This is a genomic window from Hymenobacter properus (genome assembly GCF_015694735.1).
Classification (GTDB): domain Bacteria; phylum Bacteroidota; class Bacteroidia; order Cytophagales; family Hymenobacteraceae; genus Hymenobacter; species Hymenobacter properus.
Genome location: NZ_JADQDP010000005.1, coordinates 191,082 through 209,978 on the forward strand (window position 1 = coordinate 191,082; position 18,897 = coordinate 209,978).

Here is an 18,897-nt window from a genome sequence, read left to right on the forward strand (position 1 = left end):
TTAGAAAGCCGATTTTGCGCTCAAGGCCTCGTAGCCCTCGTCCACCAACAGGCCTTTGCCGGTGGCGCTTTGCACGGCCAACACATCGCAGCGCTCGTTTTCGGCGTGGCCGGCGTGGCCTTTTATCCAATGAAACGTGACCTTGCGCTGCTTGTACACGCGCAGGAAGCGGCGCCAAAGGTCCTCGTTGGCCTTCTTGCCGAAGTCGGATTTCGCGGCCCAGCCAAAAACCCACTTCTTCTCTACGGCATCCACCACATACTTGGAGTCGGACACCACGCGGATGGGCAGCTCGGGCCGCGTCACGGCCTCCAGGCCCACGATGACGGCTAGTAGCTCCATGCGGTTGTTGGTGGTGAGACGAAAGCCCTGGGTAAGCTCTTTTTCATGGGGGCCGTAGCGCAGAATGGCGCCGTAGCCGCCGGGCCCGGGGTTGCCGCGCGCCGAGCCGTCGGTGAACAGGTGAATCAAGTGGAGGGGATGTTATGGAACGTCATGCTGAGCGCAGTCGAAGCATCTCTACCGCGCACCGAATCAAAGCCGATTGCAACGAAGCGATAGAGATGCTTCGACTGCACTCAGCATGGCGTTCTAAAAATTAAAAATTCGTTTTAAACAGTTTGATGGCAATGGCCAGCAGAATGACGCCGAACACGCGGCGCAGAATGTCTTCGCCGCCCTTGCCGAGCTTGCGCTCTATCCAGGGGCTGGTTTTGAGCACTACGTACACAAAAATCAGGTTGAGCACAATGCCCACCAGCACGTTGGGCAGCGAGTAGGCGGCGCGCAGGGAGAGTAGGGTGGTCATGGTGCCGGCGCCCACGATGAGCGGAAACGCCAGCGGCACAATGGAGCCCGTGCTGCCCGACATATCGGACTTGAACAGCTCGATGCCGAGTATCATTTCGAGCCCGATGAGGAAGATGACGACCGCGCCGGCCAGGGCAAAGCTCTGGTTGTCGACGCCCAGCAGCCCGAGCAGGCTCTGGCCCACAAACAGAAACGCGACCATGAGGCAGCCCGCCACAAAGGTGGCCAGCTCAGCCTTGATTTCGCCTTCGCGCTGCCGAATCTGGATGATAATCGGGATGGAGCCAACGATGTCAATCACGGCAAATAGCGTGAGCGTGACGGAGAAGATTTGCTGGAGGTTGAACATGGAAGGTGAACTTTTGTCCGTCATGCCGAGCGCAGCCGAGGCATCTCGCTCGCTTCGTTGCAACTGCTTAGAATACTTCGACGAGCGAGATGCCTCGGCTGCGCTCGGCATGACGTTCTTTTATTCCTCCCCAACGTTTACCCCGGATACTCCTTCGCGAAAAACTGCACCAGGGCCTCCATGGCTGCGTCGGGCACGGCGGGGAAGTTGGCAATGCGGATGGTAGTGTTTTTCAGCGGGCCGTAGCCGCTGCCCAGCTGCAAACCGGCTTCCTTGGCTTTGGCCTTGATTTCCTCGATGAGGGCGGGGTCGCCCTGCAGGCCGATGACCGTGGTGGAGCGCGTTTCGGGGTTCGAAACAAAGGGCTGCAGGGGGGTGGCCTGGTCGAAGAAGGCGTAGAGCTTCTCGGCGCGGTCTACAAGGTGCTGGTGCACGGATTTGATGGGCTCACGGTCGGCCAGCACGCGGCTCATCAGGTAGATGCCCAGCACGTTGGGCGTGTAATTGGTTTGGTAGTTCAGCATTTGGGCCAGCAGGGCGGGCAGGGCGTTGTAGTGGGCCCGGTCGTTCACGAGCTTGGCCTGGGCCACGGCGCGGGGCGAGAGCAGCATCACGCCCAGCCCGGCCGGCAGCCCAAAGCATTTCTGCACCGAGCCAAACCAGATGTCGGCCTTGATGTATTTCAGGTTCAGGCCGGCCAGCGAACTGGTGGCGTCTACGGCCAGCAGGGCCCCGCCGAGGCGGTTGTAGAGGTTCAGGATGAAGCCCTCGCGCAGTTGGGTGGCGGTGCTGGTTTCGTTCTGGGTGATGCACACCAGGTCGGTATCGTCGGGCCCAAACGGCAGCGAGGCCACGTCGGGAACTTCGTCCAGCCCGAAGCGCTGGCCGGTGCTGGCCGGGCGCAGGGCCTTGGCGTACTTAAACCACTTCTCGCCGAAGTCGCCGTTGTGGAGGTGAAACGAGCGGCGCGGTGTCAGGCTCTGGGCCAGAATTTCCCAGCATTCGGTGGCCGAAGACGTGAACAGAACGGTGTAGTCCTGCGGCACGTTGAGCTTGGCCTTGAGGTCGTTCACGGTCTGGCGCACTAGGCCGATGACTTTTTCGGAGCGGTGCCCGGCCGAAAGCCAGTCCTGGTCGAAGGCATCGGTGAGGTACTGGCGCACGGCCGGGTAAACGGCCGAAGGCCCGGGATTGAAAGTATACATATGGTTGAACCGCGGAAGGAGGCGGAATTTCAAGTTTTACGGATGTTGCAGGCGATGCGTCGCCCGCTGGGCAACTGCCCCGGCGCTAACGAGGACGCTTGCGAAAGCGTGTAGCCGGCCGAAAAGTTGTTGCGCACAAAGGTCGCAGACTTCCGCCCACAAAATCCCGAAAATCCCGAAAAATCCGCGGCAATTCGCTGGTTCGGCTCACACCCGGAACCCCACCCGCTTTGGCGTCTGGTTTGCAAACCACTGCACGGCCAGCCGGTAGCTTTCGAGCCCGAAGCCGCTGATGCTGCCCGCGCAGTGCCGGCCGAACAGGCTTTTCTGGCGGAATTCTTCGCGGGCGTGCAGGTTGCTCAGGTGCACCTCCACCACCGGCGTGGCAATGGCGGCCACGGCATCGGCCAGGGCTACGCTGGTATGGGTGTAGCCGCCGGCATTGAGCACAATGCCGTGGTGTGTGAAGCCCACCTCGTGCAGCTTATCAATGATGGCGCCCTCGTGGTTGCTCTGGAACTGGGTAAGGGTGTGGTCGGGGAATGCTTCTTCTAGCTCCGGAAAAAAACTCTCGAACGAGCGGGTGCCGTAGATGCCGGGCTCGCGGCGGCCCAGCAGGTTGAGGTTGGGGCCGTTTATAATCAGGATGTCCATGCGTGGGGAGAGCGTGGTTTATGAAGATTGAAAAGTAGAAAACGTTTGTCATCCTGAGCGCAGCGAAGGACCTTCTCACGGCTAAACGATTTGCAGTAATGTAAATACCGCAAACGTGAGAAGGTCCTTCGCTGCGCTCAGGATGACAAACGTTTTTTAGTTCTAATGGCAGATTAACAAGCAAGTCAGGGCTGTACCACCACGCGGCGGGTCAGGGTGCCAGCGCTGGTCGTCACGCGCACCAGATACAGGCCGGGCGTAAGGGCGTGGAGGTCGAGCGTGGCGCCGGCCATAGCAGCTGCGGCGGTGAAGGTGTGTGCCTGCACCACCTGGCCCAGCACCGACTGCACCGCCACCTGCACCGGCGCAGTGCTGGCGCCCGCCAGCCGTAGGGTGAGCTGCCCGCGGGTGGGGTTGGGATACAGGTCAAAGCCTGCACCGGCGGCTAGGGCCTCGGCAGTGGCCAGGCCGGTGGGCGTCAGGAAGCCAGCCGTGTTGTCGAGCAGGTCGTCGCTGCTGCCCTGCACGGCGTTCGAGCCCATGCCGCGGCGGGCAAATACCTGCCAAATCAGCGCTTGGTTGGCCCCGCCGAAGTCGGCCCGGTCGGCCGCCAGAATGGCATCGCGGGCGTCGAGGAAGCCGGGGCTGCAGGGCTGCAGCTTCAGGCCATCCATCACCAACTGCATGGTTTTGTTGTTGCCGCCGGTGCCAGTGCTCAGGTTAGCATCGTAGCCGTAGCGCTGAATCATGGCCCAGTTCAGGTCCCAGAGTACGGAGCACCACACCAGGCCGATGTAGTGCGAATCATAGGGGTAGCCGAAGTCGTCGTAGCCGTAGTTCACGTTGTTCACCGTGTGGCCAATGTAGGCGTAGGTGGTGGCATTCAGGGCCATATCGGTGGAGTAGGGGACCGGCCGGATGCCGGGTCCGGTGGTGGCCTGCCCCAGCACGTAGGTGCCGATGCCGCGGGCCGTGGTGCCCACGTCGCCGGGCCGGGTGGTCATCCAGAGCTCAAAAAAGTCGCTCCAGCCCTCGCCCATTTGCTCCTCGTTGTCGAGGCAGGCGGTGGCGCCGGCCGGGCCGCCGGTCAGACGCGTCGTGATGCCGTGGGCGTACTCATGGGCAATGATGCCGTTGTCGAAGCCGCCGTTGCGGTCGGGTGGCGCGGTGGTGCCCAGCAGCGAGGCCGTCACGGGCGTGCCCGCGCGCATGGCTGCCTTCAGGCGCTGCCCGTCGGCGTGGGTCACCATCACCAGCGGCACGCGCAGGCCCACCGTGTCGGCGGGGTCCAATTCGATGTGCGTCAGAAAATCGAGGCTGTGCACGAGCACCAGGGCCCGGGCGCCGGCCGCCTGGGCCCCACGCAGCTTCTCGATGAAATCGCAGTCGTAGTCAAAGTCGGCCACAGCGATGTTGCCGCGCACCTGGGCTGCATTCACCCACGCCGGCTGGCAGCCACTGCTGGGGGTAGTGCTGCCGTCGTTGGCCAGCACCAGCGCGCCCGTGATAGGCGTGGTGCGCGGCAGGGGCCGCCCGTTGGCGAGTGGCATGGCGGAGTAGCTGCCCGCCGCCGGCCCTGTGCCTGCCACGGTGAGGACATTGGGCAAAGCCATCTGCCAGATGCCCAGCACAATTTCGGGGTAAGAGTTAGTCGTCGCGCCCCCATCGGGCGTGGTGTTGAAGTAGCCTTCGCTGTACACTTCGCCCACCTGGGACCGGATGTAGTCGCCGCCCTGGCCTTGGCCGGAGTAGTTGGTGGCCTGAAAATTCCCGCTGGCCTCCGTGAAGCCGTAGCGCTGGCTCAGGTCGTGCATCAGGTTGGTCCAGTAGAACAGGTTGGTGAGGGCGGCCGGCTGGTTGTCCTGCGCCGACAGCGCCGCGTTGTGCGCAAAGTCGAACTCCAGGTTGGCGCCGCCATCGGGCGAAAAGCCCGGCGTGACCACGTGCGCCCCAACCGGGGTGTAAACGTGGGTGTTATTGCCGCGGGCTGTGGTGTATTCCGCGCCGGTGGCGCCGTTGGTGTCGTGCCAGCCAAAGGGCGAGGCCACCGCATCGGCCGGATTCACGGCCAGCGTGGACGCCCCGTGCAGCGGGCTTTCCAGCGGCGAGGCATACACCCGGTAGCCGTTGGCCACAGTGGGCTGTAGCAGGGGCGTGACCGGGCCTGGGCCTGCCGGCTGGAAGCGGGAGGCCTGCTTCGGATTTTCTCGAATGACTTGGTTGCGGGCCTTGAGCGCCCGGCCGGTGGCGGCATCCACCAGCACAGTCCAAGCGTCGGGGCCCTGGGCGGGGCGCACCCGCACCTGCCAGGCCTGCGCCAACGTGCCGTTGGGCAGGAAGCGGTACACCAGCTCGGCGGGCTGAGCGGTGCCAGTAGCTGCCTGATGCAAGTGCTGCAAGGCTGCATTGCGGGCCGCCTCGGCGCCCACGGCCGGTTGGGGCAGCCTGGACGCAGCGGCCCGTAGGTCTTTCCCAAAAGAGCCCGTGCGGCTCAGCAGCGTTTGGGTTGGGCTGAAATGCAGGCCGACTTCGGTGCCCAGCACGTCGTGCCCGTTGATGCGCTGGGATAGAAACACGTGACGAAGCCCGTTGTGCGCGTCGGTGTAGCTGCCGGTCACGACCAGGTCGGAAAGGTCTGCGTCGCTCAGACCCAGGGCGCCCGCATGGGCGCGCACGTACCCCAGGGCCCGGACGGCATCTGGCGAAGCGGTTGGCGCGGCCGGGGCTGTTGGCTGAGCCACAGCCGTGGGGCCTCCGGCCAGCAGGGCCGCGCAAAGCAGGAAACGGTAGGGTAAGGCAGCGCGGAAATTTGGTAGCATAAGCACTGATGCAGAAAAAAGTGAAGGAGGAAAGAACGAGCTGATGATGCCGAACCGCCAGGAATGGTTGGCTGGGCTATTTGCAAATTTGCCCCGACTTTTCGATTCGCGTCCGGCTGCCCCAGCGGCACCGCCTACTTTTGCCCCATGACCTGGCCCCAAGCCCTGAAACAGTTCGACGGCTACCTGCGCCTCGAAAAATCCCTTTCGCCCAACTCCGTAGAAGCCTACGTGCGCGATGCCGCCAAGCTGCAGCAGTTTCTGATGATGCAGAAGCTGCCCATCGGGCCGCTGCAAGTGACTACCGAAGTGTTACGGGAGTTTCTGGCCACGCTGCAGGGGCTGGGCCTGGGCGCCACCTCGCAGGCCCGCACCTTGTCGGGCCTCAAGGCCTTCTTCAGCTTCCTCATCATGGAAGACCTGCTCAAGCTCGACCCCACCGACACCCTGGAAGCCCCCAAAACCGGCCGCCACCTGCCCGATACCCTCAGCTACCCTGAGATTGAGCAGCTGCTTGCCGCCATCGACCTGAGCACCGACGAGGGCCTGCGCGCCCGCGCCCTGATGGAGGTGCTGTATTCTTCCGGCCTGCGCGTGAGCGAGCTGTGTGACCTGCGCCTGAGCAACGTGTACGCCGACCAGGGCTTCATGAAAGTGGTGGGCAAAGGCAACAAGGAGCGCCTCGTGCCCATCGGCCGCGAAGCCCTTAAGCACCTCAACTTCTACCTCAGCGGCGTGCGCGGCCACCTCGACCTCAAGCCCGGCGCCGAAGACTTTGTGTTTCTGAGCCAGCGCGGCCGGCCGCTGTCACGAATAACGGTATTCACCACGCTCAAGAAGCTAGCCGAGCAGGCGGGCCTACGCAAAACCATCAGCCCGCACACCCTGCGCCACTCCTTCGCCACCCACCTGATAGAAGGCGGCGCCGACCTACGCGCCGTGCAAGAAATGCTGGGCCACGCCAGCATCACCACTACGGAGATTTACACGCACCTCGATAGGGACTTCCTGCGGCAGGTCATTACCGAGTTTCACCCGCGGAGCTAGGTAGGGGAGGGAGGCGCAAGGGAAATTGTGTTTGTCATCCTGAGCGCAGCGAAGGACCTTCTCATGTAAGCAGTAATAATTACTGAAGTCAGTTCTTCGTTGAGAAGGTCTTTCGCTGCGCTCAGGATGACAGACAACTACCTTATTGCCCCCATTCCCTCATGCCCTAACTCCCGCCCGCCGTGCGTAAATTTGGCCTTTATGCCTCCTGAGAATGGCCGATAACCGCTACAAAAACCCTCCCTCCGGCCCGTCGGCCAACCGCGCGCCCGAGCCCCGGCCCACGCGGCGCAATGAGCCGCGCGCCAACGGCCCGGCGCCCGAGCCCGCCCCGGCCCGCGCCGCCGAGCCCCGGCCCGCCGCTGCCAACGTGCCCAAAGCCGCCCGCCCGGCGCCTGCCCCCAAGCCCGCCAAGCCCCCCCGCGAGCCGCGCGGCCCCCTGCCCGGCGTGGGCGGTCTGCTCGAAATTCTGCGCGACCGCCGCTTCCACCTGTTCATCGGGTTCGGCCTGCTGCTGGCCAGCTTGTACCTCACCATTGCCTTCACCTCTTTCCTCTTCACCGGCCATGCCGACCAGAGCGTGGTAGCCGCCATGGGCACCATTCCCACCAAGGAGGCCGGGCAGGAGTCGGGCAACTGGCTGGGCTTGCTTGGGGCCTGGGCCGCGCAGCTGTTCATTTACAAGCTGTTCGGCGTGGCGGCGTATGCCCTCATTCCCATCGTGTTTTTCCTGGGGGCGAAGATTGTGTTCCGCACCGCCCGGGTGTCTGTGAGCTACGTGATGGCGCTGGGCTTTTTCACCATGGCCTGGCTGAGCGTGCTGCTGGGCTACGTGGTAGTGACGCTGGCCACGCCGGGCGCCGACCCGGTGCTGGCTCACCGCCTCGATTTCCTGTGCGGCGGCGTGGGCTTCGAGGCCGCCTCCTGGCTTGACAGCCTCATTGGCTGGGGCACGGTGCTGCTGCTGGCCTTCGCCTTGATTTCGTTTGTGGTGTTCTTCTTCAACGTCACCAGCCTCAACCTGGGTCGCTTCCGCAGCCTCAGCACCGAGGACGACCCCGAAGAAGACGCCGAGCTGGAAGCCGAAATTGCCGCCGAGCAAGCCGCCGCAGCCGCTCCTGTGGCCGCGCCGCCCGTGCCGCAGATGACCCTCAAAACCCGTCCTGCCCCGGTGGAAACGGTAGCTGCAACGTCCGCCACGGTTTCGGCCGGTGGTGCCCAGGCCTCCGGCCCGGCCCTGGAGCTCAGCGACGAGGAACCGGATGAAGCCCCGGCCGCTCAGGAATTTGAACCTGCGCCCCGCGTAGGTGCTGGCGTGCCGCTGAGCGTGGCCAGTGCCATGGTGGCACCCGCTGTCTCGGCTGCTACTGCGGCGGCGACAGCTACCACCGCAGCAGCCGCCAGCGCCGCCCTGCCGCTGGCCGTGAGTGGCCCGGCCTTCTCCATCGAAATGCCCGTGGCTGAGCCGGAGCCTGCGTCGGCACCCAGCGTGCCGCTTTCGACCGTGCCCACGCCGCTCTCGCTGGCCGATTTGGCCGACGACAACACGCCACTGCCCGAAGCCAAGACCCTGCCCCCGCAGGCGGCTCCAAGACCCTTGGAAATTACCGTGCCGGGCCGCGACGACCTGGACCCCAACGCCGGCGCCGATATCGCGGCCGTGGCCGATGAGGACGAGGACGCCGACGCCATGCCCCACGTCAACTACGACCCCACGCTGGACCTCTCGCGCTACCAATACCCCACGCTGGAGTTGCTCAACGACTACGGCGTGGCCAAAGCCCAGGTCACCAAGGAGGAACTGGAAGCCAACAAGGACCGCATCGTGGAAACGCTGGGCCACTACGGCATCGGCATCGCCAGCATCAAGGCCACCATCGGGCCCACGGTCACGCTCTATGAGATTGTGCCTGAAGTAGGGGTGCGCATCTCCAAAATCAAGAGCCTGGAAGATGATATCGCGCTGAGCTTGGCTGCGTTGGGTATCCGCATCATCGCGCCCATTCCGGGCAAGGGCACCATCGGCATCGAGGTGCCCAACACCAAGAAGGAGATGGTGAGCATCCGCTCGGTACTGGGCTCGGAGAAATTCGCGCGCTCGGAAATGGACCTGCCGGTGGCCTTTGGCCGCACCATCACCAACGAAGTGTTCGTGGCCGATTTGGCCAAGATGCCCCACTTGCTCATGGCCGGCGCCACGGGCCAGGGCAAATCGGTGGGCCTAAACGTGATTCTGGCCTCGCTGCTCTACAAGCGCCACCCCGCCCAGCTCAAGTTTGTGCTCGTCGACCCCAAGAAGGTGGAATTGAGTATCTTCAACAAGATTGAGCGTCACTTCCTGGCCAAGCTGCCCGACACCGAAGAGGCCATCATCACCGACACGAAGAAGGTGGTTAACACGCTCAATTCGCTGTGCATGGAGATGGACCGGCGCTACGACCTGCTCAAGGAAGCCGGCTGCCGCAACCTTAAGGAGTACAATGCCAAGTTCATCGAGCGCCGGCTCAACCCCAAGAAGGGCCACCGCTTCCTGCCCTTCATCGTGCTGGTAATTGACGAGCTGGCCGACCTGATGATGACGGCCGGCAAGGAAGTGGAAACGCCCATTGCCCGCCTCGCGCAGCTGGCCCGCGCCATCGGCATTCACCTCATCGTGGCCACCCAGCGCCCCTCCGTGAACGTGATTACCGGCATCATCAAGGCCAACTTCCCCTGCCGCATCTCCTTTAAGGTGACCAGCAAAATCGACTCGCGCACCATCTTGGATACTGGCGGGGCCGACCAGCTCATCGGCCAAGGCGACATGCTCTTCTCGGCCGGCTCCGACCTGATACGCGTGCAGTGCGCGTTCATCGACACCCCGGAAGTGGACCGCGTGTGCGACTACATCGGCGAGCAGCAGGGCTACAACGACGCTTACCTGCTGCCCGAAGTGGCCGGCGCCGACGGCGACGGTGGTGGCAACGAGGAAATGGACCCCTCCGAGCGGGACACCATGTTTGAGGAAGCCGCGCGCTGCATCGTACTGCACCAGCAAGGCAGCACCTCGCTGCTGCAGCGCAAGCTGAAGCTGGGCTACAACCGCGCCGGCCGCCTCATCGACCAACTTCAGCACGCGGGCATCGTGGGGCCGTTCGAGGGCAGCAAGGCCCGCGACGTGCTCATTCCCGACGAGTACCAATTGGAGCAGCTACTCAATTCGATGAAGTAGGACGAGTACCGCGAAACGAAATTTCGCGGTACTCTTATTTTTTGGCCGGACGTTTGTAATGCCAAATCCGTATAGGCTGTCCAAGCCCCGCACTAGCGCCTTTTGAATCTCACTTTTCTAATGAAAAAATCAATTTCTTTCCTGCTGCTCGCCGTTTCGCTAGCCCTGCCGGCCGCCGCGCAGCAAGACCCTAAAGCTGGCAAGATTCTCGACCAGATGAGCGCCAAGTACCAAGCCTTGAAAGCTTTCCAGGCCACTTTCACCCAAACGCTGGAGAACCCCAGCGCCAAGGTGAAGCAAAACCTCAACGGCGACATCGTGGTGAGCGGCCAGAAGTTCCGGCTCAAAATCAGCGGCCAGGAAGTTATCAACGATGGTAAAACCACCTGGACCTATCTGAAAAACGAAAACGAGGTGAACATCTCCGATTCGGACCCGGACTCCCAGGATATGTCGCCTTCCCAGATTTATACGATGTATAAGAAGGGCTACAAGTACACCTACGTGCAGCAGGTGACCGAAGGCGGTGAACCCCTCGATGTGATTGAGCTAGCACCGGAAAACCGCCAGAATGACGTGTTTAAGGTGCGCCTCAAGGTGCGCAAAAAGGACGCCTCGGTGAAAAGCTGGCAGATGTTTAAGAAAAACGGCAACCAGTACACCTTCCTCATCAAGAACTTTAAGCCCAACCCGCCCGTCGATGCCGGTACCTTCGCCTTCGACAAGGCCAAGTACAAGGGCGTGAAAGTGGTAGACCTGCGTTAAGCATTGTTGTTAGTTGCTCGTTGCCACTTGTCTGGCTAACATGACTAGCGGCCCGTCTCTTTGGAGGCGGGCCGCTTTTTTGTAGAAAGGCGCATTTTTCGGCTAACTACTGACAACAAGCACCTGACAACTAATTTTGCCAGTCATGAAAGAAGATTTCCTCCACTACGTCTGGCAGCACCAGTATTTCGACAAGCTGGAGTTACGCACCACGGCCGGTGAGGAAATCCAGGTGCTACGCACCGGCCAGCGCAACGCCGATGCCGGGCCCGACTTCCTAAACGCTCGTCTACGCATCGGCGAGGTGGAGTGGAACGGGGCAGTTGAAATTCACCTCCGCGCCTCCGATTGGTCACGCCACCAGCACCAGACCGACCCCAAATACGACCAGGTGATTTTGCATGTGGTGGGCGCGGCCGACGCCGAGGTGCAGCGCACCAATGGTAGCCTCATTCCTGCCTTAGCTCTGCAAGCGCGGCTGATGCCCGAACTGTTGGCCCGCTACACCGCTTTGGTAGAAGCTCCGGCAGCCGCGCCGCTACCCTGCGCGCCCCTGCTGCACCTGGTGCCTGAAATCACCAAAACCATGATGGTCGAGCGAGCCTTACTGGAGCGTGTGGAGCGCAAGGCCGACACCATCATGGAGTTGCACCGTACGCTGGGGCAGGACTGGGAAGCCACCGCCTACCATGCCCTGATGGCCGCGTTCGGCTTTCAAAAAAACAGCGAGCCTCTGGCTCGCCTAGCCAAGGCACTGCCGCTGGCTGTGCTGCGCCGCCACCGCCACGACCGCCGTCAGCTCGAAGCCTTGTTGTTTGGACAAGCTGGATTTCTGGTTGATAATGAAGAAACAGCGAACGACGAGTACATCCAGGACTTGAGGCAGGAGCACGAGTTTCTACGGCACAAGTACAGCCTGGGTGAGGCAGCACTGGTCGTGCACGAGTGGAACTACCTGCGGCTGCGGCCGGCCAATTTTCCGCCGGTGCGGCTGGGGCAGTTGGTGGGCCTGCTGCACGCACGCCCCACACTTTTCGACGCCCTGCTCACCGCCCAGAGCGTGGCTGCGCTGACGGAATTTTTCCAGGCTCAAGCGCCCGAATACTGGCGCACACACTTCCGACCCGGCCGGACTGGCAAGGTGCCTGGCTTGGGCAAAACCAGCATCGACCTGCTCATTACCAACGTGGTGGTGCCGCTGCGCGTGGCCTATGCCCACTACGTCGACAAGCCCGAAGTAGTCGAAAGCAGTGTGGCCCTGCTAAGCGAACTGCCCGCCGAGCACAACCAATATACCGACGTGTACGACGCCCTGGGCTTCGTGCACCGCACCGCCGCCGACTCGCAGGGGCTGTTGGCGCTGCACAAATCCTACTGCGCCCCGCGCCGCTGCCTGCACTGCGCCATCGGCAGCCGGCTGGTGCAACAACCCCGCCTGCGATAATGCTGAACGAATTAGCCCTTTTGTTGATAAAACTGGCGGTAACAGTAGGTTTCAATGCGCTTTTCCTGCTGGCGCTGCTGCCCTGGGTGGCCCGGCAATGGCGAGAAGCAACCGGCTGGTGGCGTGGGGCCTTTGCCTTGGGCCTGGGCCTGCGGCTGGGCACCGGGCTGGCCAAGCACTGGCATCTGAAGCTGGACGCTTATTACATGAGCTCGGTGGGCGACATTGTGACGGAGCAACTGTGGCTGGCCCCGTTAAATTTTGTGCAGATGCTAACGCAATCCGTGACGGTGTTGCCGAACGTGACCGGCAAATACACCTTTGTTTACCAAAGCAGTTCCAATACCTGGAACCTCGCCAAAATATTGTCTTTGCTGAATCTGGGCTCTTTAGGCTGTGCTCAGTTAAATGCCTTGTATTTGAGCGTTTTTGTTTTTGTTGGATGCTGGGCGCTCGTACGGGCGCTGGCAATCTGCTTCCCGAACACGCCCACCGGAGCAGGCGCAATAGCGCTACTGTTCTGGCCTTCGGTATGGTTCTGGGCCACTGGCATCAGCAAAGAAGCCATGGTGTTGGGTTCGGGTGCGTGGCTCACGGCGCGCGTTTTTACCTGGCTCTACGCTGGCGAAGCTTTCAAGTCGGGCCTTATGCGGAGCTGGGCTTGGTGGGCCGGCACGGCCGGACTGGCGGTTTTGCACGTGGCCATGCGCTATTTTTTCGCCCTGCCGCTACTGGCCGTGCTGGCGGGGCTCGCGCTGGGCCGGGGACTGGAGCGTTTGCTGCCGCGGCGCTGGGCGGCGGCCCTGGGGTTGGTGGTCGTGTTCGGTGCCGGTGCCTGGATAGGCCCGGAGCTAAGTGTGGCGTTTCGGCTTAATAAGTTTGTGTTCCAGGTGGTTAAAGTCTACAGCTTTGACCTGGAAAATTCGACCGACCGACCTCATTTTGAATACCCCAACTTGCGGCCTACCGCTGCCAGTATTGTGGCCCACGCCCCGCGGGCCGTGCTCAATGTGTTCACGCAGCCGTGGCCGGGGCAGTCGAAGCTGCCGCTTTACGTAGCCGCCGGAATCGAGAACGCGGCGCTGCTGTTGCTGCTGGCCCTGGCCCTCGGGGCGCTGGTGCGCGGGCGGGGCGGGCACCTGCCGTTTGCCGTTGTGCTGGCCCTGAGCGTGTTCTGCCTGTTGCTGGCTTTTCTCATTGGCATCACCACGCCCAACCTGGGCTCGCTACATCGCTACCGCAGCACCGTGTTGCCCTACGTGCTGGTACTCCTCCTCCAAAACGACTACGCAGCCGCGGCCCTGCGCCATTTGGCCCGGCTCCGTCCCTGGGCTGCGCTTCGGCCCTCACGCCCGGCAAACGCGTAACTTTGCACCTTGGCGCGGCCGCCGCTGGGCATTTCTCCCCGGCTTGTGCCCCGCTCACCTCTGCTAAAATGGAAAACCCCGTTATAATTCTTGGTGCCCAAACCGTGGGCACTGCCGCCCTCGATGCCTTTCTCTCCAACGACGTGGTGGTGTACTGCCTGCTCGACGATGACGCGAAGCTGCAAGGCACCGAGCTGCTCGACGTGCCCGTGATGGGCAACACCGACGACGGCGAGCTGCTGAAGCTGTTGGGTAAGAAGTGCGAAGTATTTGTGGCTACCGAAGACACCGCCAGCCGCCGCAGCCTCACCGAAATGCTGCGCAACGAGTACGAAGCCGTACCCGTGAACGCCATTCACCAGCGGGCTAGCGTCTCGGTCCACGCCACGCTGGGCCACGGCAACTACATTGGCCCCAACGCCGTGGTAGCGGCCACCGCCACCCTCGGCGATGGCTGCCTGGTAGGCGCCAATGCAGTGGTGGAAGCCCGCGCCACCGTGGGCAGCTTTGCCCAACTGGGCAGTGGTGCTCTGGTAGGCGCTGAGGTGCAGGTGGGTGAGCAGGCATTCATCGGCGCCGGGGCCGTGGTAGTAGCCGGTGTCAAAATCGGCGACAAAGCCCGCGTGGGCGCTGGCTCGGTGGTAGTAGCCGACGTGCCCAACGGCCAAACCGTGTTCGGCAACCCGGCGGTGAAAGTGTAAGAAGGGTTGAATGTTGAATGCTGAGTTTTGAGTTGTTATAATGCCTTACCCAAAGCATGCAGCGAAGGCACTCAACATTCAAAACTCAAAACTCAAAACTCTAGAATGTATCAGGTTCTTCTTTATTACTGCTATACCCCGCTCGACAACCCGGAGCAATTCCGCGACGAGCACCACCGCCTGTGCCTGGAGTTGGACTTGCGCGGCCGCATCATTGTAGCCGCCGAAGGGCTGAACGGCACGGTATCGGGCACCGTGGAGAATTGCGCCCGCTACATGGCCTCCGTGAAAGCCGACCCGCGCTTCGATGCCCTGGAGTTTAAAGTGGACGACGTAGCGGCCCACACCTTCCAGAAGCTGCACGTGCGCGTGAAGCCGGAAATTGTGCACAGCAGCCTGCGCCACATGCGGCCCCACGAAAAAACCGGCCAGCACCTCTCGCCCCAGGAATTCAAGGAGCTGAAGGACCGCGACGACGTGGTGGTGGTGGACGTGCGTTCGGATTACGAGTACAACCTCGGCCGCTTCAAAAATGCGGTGACCCTGGACATCGAAAACTTCCGCGACTTCCCCGACCGGGTGGAACGCCTCAAGGAGTTCAAGGATAAGAAAATTCTGACCTACTGCACCGGCGGCGTGAAGTGCGAGAAAGCCAGCGCCTTCCTGCTGGAGCAGGGTTTCGAAAACGTGTACCAGCTGCACGGCGGCATCATCAAATACGGAATCGAAACCGGGGGCGAAGACTTCGACGGCCAGTGCTACGTGTTCGACAACCGCGTGGCCGTGGACGTAAACCGCGTGAACCCCACCGTCATTTCGTGCTGCAAGCATTGCCAGGAGCCCAGCAACCGCCTCATCAACTGCGCCAACCCGCACTGCAACGCCCACCTGCCCCTGTGCGAGGCCTGCGGCGAGAAGCTGCAAGGCGCCTGCTCCGAAGCCTGCGCCGCCCACCCCGACAAGCGCGCCTACGACGGCACCGGCGCCTACCCCAAGCTTAGCAACCACTACAACCCCGCGCAGGGGCTAGCGTCTTACAAGGCGTGAGGTAAGTTTTTGCTTGCCGTTATTTGCCCCCAATTCTTCCCTGCAAACTCTACGGCAAGCGAAAGCTCGCCTCACGACTATGATTCCCAACTCCGAGCTCATCCTGAACCCCGACGGCAGCATTTATCACCTCAACCTGCTGCCCGACCACATTTCCGACACCATTCTGACCGTGGGCGACCCCGGCCGGGTGGCCCAGGTGAGCCGGCATTTCGATTCGGTGGAGTTTGAAACCACGCACCGCGAATTCGTGACGCACGTGGGCTACTACCGCGGCAAGCGCCTCACGGTACTGAGCACCGGCATGGGCACCGACAACATCGACATCGTGATGAACGAGCTCGACGCGCTGGTGAACATCGACTTTATGGCCCGCACCGTGCGCCCCGCCGAGGAACGCATGAGCCTGCGCATCATCCGCTTGGGCACCAGCGGCAGCCTGCAGCCCGACGTGCCCATCGGCGCCATGCTGGCCACCGAGCACGCCGTGGGCCTCGACAGCCTGATGCAATTCTACCCGCTGATGGAAACCGGCCTTGAAACCGAAGTGGCCACTGAACTGCAGCGTACGTTGGGCATTCCCTTCGCACCCTACGTAGTGCGCGGGTCTGACATCCTGCGCGAGCAACTGGGCGCCAATATGGTGATGGGCAACACGCTCACCTGCCCCGGCTTCTACGGCCCGCAGGGCCGTCGCCTGCGCCTCGACTTGCGCACACCCGACTACATTTCGCGCCTGCAAAGCTTCCGTCACCAAAGCGCCGAAGGCGAGTTCCGCCTCAGCAATTTCGAAATGGAAACCGCCGGCTACTACTCCCTGGGCCGCCTGCTGGGCCACGAGGTGCTGTCGCTGAATGCCATCGTGGCCAACCGTGCTACTGGCGATTTCGCCGAAAACGCCGCCGCCGTGGTCGATGCCATGATTGAGCAGACGCTGCAACGGCTGTAGGCGAGGCAATGCCATCAAAAAAGAACGTCCTGCTTAGACAATGCTAAGCAGGACGTTCTTTTTTGATGGCATTGCCTCGCAGACCTACGGCAGTTCCGCCAGAAACTCCATCGTGTCCACGCGGTCGGCGTACTCACTCACCGCAGGCTGTTGCGCCTGTCCGAACGGCAAGCTGCCTGCAAACCGTGCCCCGGCCGATACCACGCATTGTGTCTGGGCCGCAATGTCGGTGAGTTGGTCGACCAAGTCAATTTCACTGCTGTATTCGGCGTAGAACACCATCGAAATGGGCGACACCAGCCCCTGGCTGGGCCGAATAAGAAAGAAGCCGTTGTCGAAGTGCGGCTCGCGGTTCACCAGCAGAATGCTCTTGTTGTAGTCGTAGTTGTTGTTGTACTTGTGGTGATGTAGCACATTTTCGAAAGGCTGGAGCGCATTCATCAGCGGCACGAAATCGTAGCCTACGGGCACAAACAGCTTACTCACGTTGCGGCAGCCCAGGCCGTAGTACTGAAAAATATCGGGCCCTAGCTTGGCCAGTTCTTCGGGGCTTTCCTGGCCGGTGAGCACGGCTACGCTGGTGCGGTTGCGCCGAATGAGGTGGGGCTTTTTGCCGAAATAATACTCAAAGTAGCGGGCCGTGTTATCGGAGCCGGTGGCGATGAAGGCGTCGGCCGCATTCAGGCGCGGCAGCACCTGAATAAATTCCCGGAAGCGCGGCTCCAGTTGTGTCAGCTCCTCCAGTAGCCAGAGCATCAGTACCGTGTCGTCGGCGCTGAGCTTCGCCAACAGCACATGGCCGCTAAGGAGCACGCACAATACATCGTGAAAGCCGACCATGGGAATATTGCCCGCCATTACTACCCCAATTTTGTGCACCGTAGTGGACTCAGCGGGGTAGCGGGCGGCCCAATGGCGCAGAGGCTCCTCGGCCAGCATGTGCGCGATACCGGCCATGGCTGCCGCCACGCTGGGACGGTCGAACCAGGCGTTTTGGTTGCGGGCGCGAGCCGCCAGCGGGGTTAGCTCGTCGGGGGGGAGGGAGGCGAGGCGGTGGCCCAGGGCCACGAAAGCAGCCAGTCGTTCGGAGTGGTTCATGCAGAGGAAATAGCGGCCGTTGGCTGCGGCAGGAAAGCCGAACCGTGGTAACAAGCCGCAAAATTGGGCGAAACCGTGCAAACCCCGCCGTCGTTGGTTAATTTTGTTCGGCCAAAGACCGGCGCGGGTCGCACTTTTTACGTAAAGCCTGCCCGAACTGCTTTGGTTTCCCCTTCACCCCTGATTTCCTGACGCCCCATGGCCATCATGATAACCGACGAGTGCATCAATTGCGGTGCCTGCGAGCCGGAATGCCCCAACAACGCAATTTACGAAGGCGGCGCCCAGTGGCGCTGGGCCGATGGCACCACCCTGAAGGAAGTGACCACCGCCGACGGCGCCACGGTATCGGGCACGGCCCCTCAAACGCCGGTATCGGATGAGTACTACTACATCGTGTCGGACAAATGCACCGAGTGCGTAGGCTTCCACGAAGAGCCGCAGTGCGCCGCCGTGTGCCCCGTCGACTGCTGCGTGGACGACCCTGACATGCGCGAAACCCGCGAGCGTCTGCTCGAAAAGAAGGAGTGGCTGCACATCGCCGCTTAACTTTCCCTCGCCAACATAAAAAAGGCCGCTTCAACCGAAGCGGCCTTTTTTGCGGCCTTACTGCGCCGAAGCCGTAGGCGTTTGGGGAGTTATTTTCACCCCCGTGTAAACCTGCGGATTATCGACCGATGCAATGGGCTCGATGCTCACGCGCTTGTCGTACCGGCTCACATTGGCCAGCTTCAGCAGCGTTTCGTAATTGGTGGTGTGGCCGGACTTAGGCTTCACGAAAAAGCTGTTTACCCGCAGCGTGGTCGGGTCGTAGCTTACGTCGAGGCCGGTGGAATCGTGCCAATAGGTGGTCACGGTTTCGGTAGTGCCCGAAGCGCCGTTCTGCGACATCGCGTTCTGGTCGGGGCGGATGCCCTGTCCGGCGAGTGGCCGAGCAATGTCATTAGCACTCAGGCCCAACAGCGCGGGTACGTCGAAGGCCCGATTGATGGTGGCGGTAGCCGGCGTTGTGGACGGCGTTTCGGTAGCGGGCTGGTCGGCGGTGGCGCAGCCCAGCAAAAAAGCCAGTGGCAAGAGAGGGGAGTAGCGCATGATAAAGAATGTTTACAGTTGAGCTCCTATATACGGAGAATTCCAAATAATTGTCAATAGTTGCCCAAGGATTAGCCTCGTTGGGTCGGTTCAATTAGTAAGATAAATGAGATGTAGCTGCGCGTTCCACTATGCTCAAGAGTATTCCTTTAACGAAGTGAATTCATGCGGTAAGCCATTGTGGCTGACAGGCCGCTTAGACATAGGCAAATAAAAAAGGCCCTTCACGGGATGTGAAGGGCCTTTTTACAAACGGTAGCGGTCTGGACGGGACTCGAACCCGCGACCTCCGCCGTGACAGGGCGGCATTCTAACCAACTGAACTACCAAACCGTTTGC

At 61.8% G+C, this 18,897-nt stretch carries 16 protein-coding genes and 1 tRNA gene; 9 read left to right on the top strand and 8 right to left on the bottom strand.

Going from position 1 to position 18,897, the window contains the following annotated elements:
* The 5 genes from rnhA to I2I01_RS20540 form a co-directional block, all read right to left on the bottom strand.
* Window positions 1-471 carry a ribonuclease HI gene (gene rnhA, locus I2I01_RS20520; protein WP_196288388.1) on the bottom strand — a complete coding sequence of 157 codons (471 nt, stop codon included), beginning with the start codon at window positions 469-471 and terminating at the stop codon, window positions 1-3.
* A 127-nt stretch (window positions 472-598) separates the two neighbouring features.
* Window positions 599-1,159, bottom strand: coding sequence for a MarC family protein (locus tag I2I01_RS20525; RefSeq protein ID WP_196288389.1), 561 nt, complete (start codon window positions 1,157-1,159; stop codon window positions 599-601).
* Window positions 1,160-1,296: 137 nt separating this feature from the next.
* A complete protein-coding gene (locus I2I01_RS20530; RefSeq protein ID WP_196288390.1) occupies window positions 1,297-2,364 on the bottom strand; it encodes an aminotransferase class V-fold PLP-dependent enzyme in 1,068 nt (355 codons plus the stop codon).
* A gap of 207 nt (window positions 2,365-2,571) precedes the next feature.
* Window positions 2,572-3,018, bottom strand: a complete 447-nt coding sequence (gene aroQ / locus I2I01_RS20535) for a type II 3-dehydroquinate dehydratase (RefSeq protein ID WP_196288391.1) — start codon at window positions 3,016-3,018, stop codon at window positions 2,572-2,574.
* Between the two features lie 185 nt (window positions 3,019-3,203).
* Complete coding sequence (locus I2I01_RS20540; RefSeq protein ID WP_196288392.1) at window positions 3,204-5,837, bottom strand: M36 family metallopeptidase; 2,634 nt, start codon at window positions 5,835-5,837, stop codon at window positions 3,204-3,206.
* Between the two features lie 147 nt (window positions 5,838-5,984).
* Here I2I01_RS20540 and xerD point away from each other — a divergent pair, with 147 nt between their 5' ends.
* The 8 genes from xerD (at window position 5,985) to I2I01_RS20580 (ending at window position 16,368) form a co-directional block, all read left to right on the top strand.
* Window positions 5,985-6,884 carry a site-specific tyrosine recombinase XerD gene (gene xerD, locus I2I01_RS20545; protein ID WP_196288393.1) on the top strand — a complete coding sequence of 300 codons (900 nt, stop codon included), beginning with the start codon at window positions 5,985-5,987 and terminating at the stop codon, window positions 6,882-6,884.
* 214 nt (window positions 6,885-7,098) lie between these two features.
* Complete coding sequence (locus I2I01_RS20550) at window positions 7,099-10,095, top strand: FtsK/SpoIIIE family DNA translocase (protein ID WP_196288394.1); 2,997 nt, start codon at window positions 7,099-7,101, stop codon at window positions 10,093-10,095.
* Between the two features lie 120 nt (window positions 10,096-10,215).
* Entirely contained in the window at window positions 10,216-10,860 is a 645-nt protein-coding gene (locus I2I01_RS20555) for a LolA family protein (protein ID WP_196288395.1), read from the top strand.
* Window positions 10,861-11,005: 145 nt separating this feature from the next.
* Window positions 11,006-12,304 carry a DUF2851 family protein gene (locus I2I01_RS20560; protein ID WP_196288396.1) on the top strand — a complete coding sequence of 433 codons (1,299 nt, stop codon included), beginning with the start codon at window positions 11,006-11,008 and terminating at the stop codon, window positions 12,302-12,304.
* A complete protein-coding gene (locus tag I2I01_RS20565; protein WP_196288397.1) occupies window positions 12,304-13,671 on the top strand; it encodes a hypothetical protein in 1,368 nt (455 codons plus the stop codon). The genes I2I01_RS20560 and I2I01_RS20565 overlap by 1 nt, the downstream gene beginning before the upstream one ends.
* 68 nt (window positions 13,672-13,739) lie before the next feature.
* Window positions 13,740-14,372 carry a NeuD/PglB/VioB family sugar acetyltransferase gene (locus I2I01_RS20570; RefSeq protein WP_196288398.1) on the top strand — a complete coding sequence of 211 codons (633 nt, stop codon included), beginning with the start codon at window positions 13,740-13,742 and terminating at the stop codon, window positions 14,370-14,372.
* Window positions 14,373-14,477: 105 nt separating this feature from the next.
* Window positions 14,478-15,419 (top strand): oxygen-dependent tRNA uridine(34) hydroxylase TrhO, encoded by a 942-nt coding sequence (trhO, locus tag I2I01_RS20575; protein WP_196288399.1) that lies wholly within the window; start codon window positions 14,478-14,480, stop codon window positions 15,417-15,419.
* A 79-nt stretch (window positions 15,420-15,498) separates the two neighbouring features.
* Window positions 15,499-16,368, top strand: coding sequence for a nucleoside phosphorylase (locus I2I01_RS20580; RefSeq protein ID WP_196288400.1), 870 nt, complete (start codon window positions 15,499-15,501; stop codon window positions 16,366-16,368).
* An 84-nt stretch (window positions 16,369-16,452) separates the two neighbouring features.
* On the opposite strand, the gene I2I01_RS20585 is transcribed toward I2I01_RS20580, so the two are convergent.
* On the bottom strand, window positions 16,453-17,466 hold the full coding sequence (locus I2I01_RS20585; protein ID WP_196288401.1) for an acyl-CoA reductase: 1,014 nt from the start codon (window positions 17,464-17,466) through the stop codon (window positions 16,453-16,455).
* Window positions 17,467-17,664: 198 nt separating this feature from the next.
* Here I2I01_RS20585 and I2I01_RS20590 point away from each other — a divergent pair, with 198 nt between their 5' ends.
* On the top strand, window positions 17,665-18,015 hold the full coding sequence (locus I2I01_RS20590; RefSeq protein WP_196288402.1) for a 4Fe-4S dicluster domain-containing protein: 351 nt from the start codon (window positions 17,665-17,667) through the stop codon (window positions 18,013-18,015).
* A 57-nt stretch (window positions 18,016-18,072) separates the two neighbouring features.
* Here I2I01_RS20590 and I2I01_RS20595 read toward each other — a convergent pair whose 3' ends face one another.
* Together I2I01_RS20595 and I2I01_RS20600 are read right to left on the bottom strand one after the other, a co-directional pair.
* Complete coding sequence (locus I2I01_RS20595; RefSeq protein ID WP_196288403.1) at window positions 18,073-18,558, bottom strand: hypothetical protein; 486 nt, start codon at window positions 18,556-18,558, stop codon at window positions 18,073-18,075.
* Window positions 18,559-18,817: 259 nt separating this feature from the next.
* Window positions 18,818-18,891 (bottom strand) — tRNA-Asp (locus I2I01_RS20600).
* Between the last annotated feature and the right edge of the window lie 6 nt (window positions 18,892-18,897).